Raw genomic sequence first — 3,226 nt, 5'->3', positions numbered from 1 at the left:
TCTTTAGCTGATTCTGAAATAACTTTTCCTTTTTCATCAGTCATCACTGTTTTGGTACTTTGAGTTCCTATATCTATCCCAATTAGATACATACTTACCGCTCCTATGAATTATATTTTGATTATTGCATATGCAATTTTTTGCCTTTCGTATGTATATGCAATCATTATTTTTGATTCATCTATTATTTGGATCCAAGGATATGAGTATTCCTTATCACTGCTGTTTTCTAAAACCATTTCTTCATGCCAGGTATTTCCTTGATCGCTAGACACGAATATGGAAAGTTTTTCTCTTTTTCCCCAGAAACCATCTTCGATATCAGATAATTTTCTAGGATCATGAGTAAGATTTTCTTTATTGAGTCCTAATGGATTGCAACAACAAATTAGTAAATTTCCAATTTTCCCCAAGGCAAGCCTTGAATTTGGATTTGGTATATCAATGGAAACTGGATTACTCCATCGTTTTTTTTCAGAATCGTAGATAGTTTTGTAGATAAAACCATCACGAGTTCTAAGTAAAGAAAATATTTGCCCGTTTATTGCAACCATATCTTGTTGAATATTACCTTTTTTAGTTTTTATTTCTCCCATCTTTTCCCATTTGTTCAATAAGATATTATCTGATATGTACGGAGTACTTACCCATAGTTTTTCATCATACAGTGGAAATATAAATCTATTATCAGTCAATTTAAGAATTTTAGTTCCAAACAAAAGATTTTCTCCTTGAAGAGAAAAAGGCTTTGGTTCTCTCCAAGAATGCCCTTGATCATATGAGTCCGTGTACCATAAAGATGATTCTGTCCAATCCTTACCGTCCATTGCACAATAATATACTCTAAGTGTACTTCCGAAAATGACTGGCGCTGTATTACCCAAAGACCTTGAAGGATCATGAATGAATAACTCAGGAGTATCCCATTTGTCATCCTTAATATAATAACGTGAGAAAAAAATATCTACATCTTTTTCTCCTTCCCACGAACCGGCAAACCAAAAAGCTAATATTTCATTGTCGTTAATTTTGCATAGACTAACAGAATGTGAACTGGGTTTAGATGGGATAATATTAAAAACAAAGGATTTACTGATTACTTTCATTTTTTACTTTTCACCTCTAATTTCTTTTATAATCTAACACAAGCAATTATATTAGCTATTTTAATCTAAAATCTGATAAGAAATATTTTTAATGTTACAAAAATGTACTAATTCTTCAATATAATCTCCATAGACTCCGTGTATATGGTTACAAGGATAATACTCAAGATAAGTATCTATTGTTGTGTCTAATTTAGCATATGCATGAGGCCATTCAATTTGGACCTGCTCGCTAAGTCGTTTCTTTTCGTTATCACTTAACTCCACAAATTCTGCAGGAACTATAGTCATGACATATTCTCCATCCTGTCTTGCAAGTCTAGCAAGTGTTACCCTTCCTGGGGCGGCAAAATGTTTTACTGCTCCTCCACCAGCTGGGAAATAGAAATCTTCAGGATGTATAATTACATTTTTCAAGTTTTCTTCAGGATTATTTGATTTGCCTGCAAAATATGTTGCGTGTTGTCCTGAATTTGCAAGGTCAAGCAATTTCTCTTCTTTGAAATAATGTCTGACATCAGCAAAAAGAACTGGGGTTTGTGCTATATGTTTGAATATTTCCATAGTCAATGCACCGTCCATATCGGTTTCGGTTGCAGCTACTATAGGTTCTTTTGGGCCATCAAAATCATAAGGATCGTTTAAAAATGCTTCGGCAATGTCCATCGTTGCGTAATTGTTTGTCATTTCTGGTTGGCCTTTGAATCCAACAAAGTCAAGTTCTTCTTCTTTAATTATTTCTAATGCAGCATAATACAATCCTATCTGTTTTTCTAAAATCGCAGGAGTTAGCCTTTTTCCATCATATTGAACGGTAGCATATCTTTCAAGCCACTCTCTTGCTTTCTTTTTCTTTTCGGTAGAAACTTCTTCCGCCTTTAAAACTAAAGCATATTGATCAATTTGTTCAACATCTATTCCAAATTCTTTCATCCACTGATCTCCATTTGCTGATGCTGTGTACATACCCATAGGTCTTCCACCAAACATGCCGTATCTTTCACCTTTTAATCTATGGGCAGCACTTGCTGCTCTAACGAATTTAAGTAATTTGTTCATAACTTCTGGATCCTCAGGTTCTCCCCACACTCTTTCTGGAAAAATTCCAATTTGTTCTAAAGCTCCAGCAGCTGCAAGCATACCTACCATTCCAGGATATTTAGGATTAATTTGTCCGTATATCAAATATGGCCCCGGAGCATAAAGGGAAGCAATTACACTTAAATGTGGCCAACACCATATTGAATAGTTAAAAATTGTCATTTCAACTTCAGCCTTCATCATTTCTTTTCCAGCTTTTTTAGCTTTAGATGGTTTATTTACTATATCTGAAGCTCTAATAACCTCGATTTCCCCAGTGTTTTCTAAAGCTTTTGCTAACCTGTCTTCAAACTTCTTGTTCATTTCTAGTGTCTCTTCATGAACAAAATCTCTACCGTCTGAAAATGTGATAATACCAACTTTTCTTTTTTTCATAGTACGACCTCCTGAAAGTAATTTTGTTAAGTTGAAAAGATAAAATTAAATCCTTATTTGAAATCTAGAAATCCTGAATTCTTAATTTTTTTGTAAATTATCGATTACACAATTAAAAATTATTGAAAACTCATCTTGTAATTTGTCAAACTCATCTTTAGTCAAACCTTCAAGAGGTTTTCTCACAAAACCTCCATTTAGACCCCTAAATTCCATTCCTGCCTTAATGGCAGGAATATTTCCATATTTGAAAAGTTTGGCAATTTCATTACCATACTGATGTAAAAGTTTAGCGGTCTTATAATCGCTTTTTGAATAACTTTCAAATATTGAAACAAATAATTCTGGGAAAATGTTTGCATTACCAGAAACAAGGCCATCGCAACCTAAACAAAGCATAGGAAGAAATAATTGATCAGCTCCCGAGTATATTTTAAAATTAGGACTTTGCAGTTTTAAATATTCCTGCATTCTCATAATGTTATCGGAGCTGTATTTAATACCTACTATATTTTCTCTTTCTTCAATTAATTTTTTCAATACTTGAGGACTAATATCATTACCTGTGGCATTAGGAAAGTTGTATAAATATACAGGATAATCATTAGGAACATTTTTTGATAATTCTATGTAAAAATCAAAAA

The 3,226-nt window shown here is 33.2% G+C and carries 3 protein-coding genes; all 3 read right to left on the bottom strand.

Features of this window, described 5'->3' with window-relative positions:
• Positions 1 to 110: 110 nt before the first annotated feature.
• Positions 111 to 1,106 carry an exo-alpha-sialidase gene (locus PKN74_RS08165; protein ID WP_472310341.1) on the bottom strand — a complete coding sequence of 332 codons (996 nt, stop codon included), beginning with the start codon at positions 1,104 to 1,106 and terminating at the stop codon, positions 111 to 113.
• 60 nt (positions 1,107 to 1,166) lie between these two features.
• Positions 1,167 to 2,582 (bottom strand): L-fucose/L-arabinose isomerase family protein, encoded by a 1,416-nt coding sequence (locus PKN74_RS08160; protein WP_472310340.1) that lies wholly within the window; start codon positions 2,580 to 2,582, stop codon positions 1,167 to 1,169.
• 81 nt (positions 2,583 to 2,663) lie between these two features.
• Positions 2,664 to 3,226: dihydrodipicolinate synthase family protein (locus tag PKN74_RS08155; protein ID WP_472310338.1), on the bottom strand; the 563-nt coding region annotated here is incomplete at its 5' end.

Source organism: Defluviitoga sp. (genome assembly GCF_035349255.1).
Classification (GTDB): domain Bacteria; phylum Thermotogota; class Thermotogae; order Petrotogales; family Petrotogaceae; genus Defluviitoga.
The sequence above is the reverse complement of the archived record's forward strand: the minus strand, read 5'-3'. Positions and strand labels throughout refer to the sequence as shown.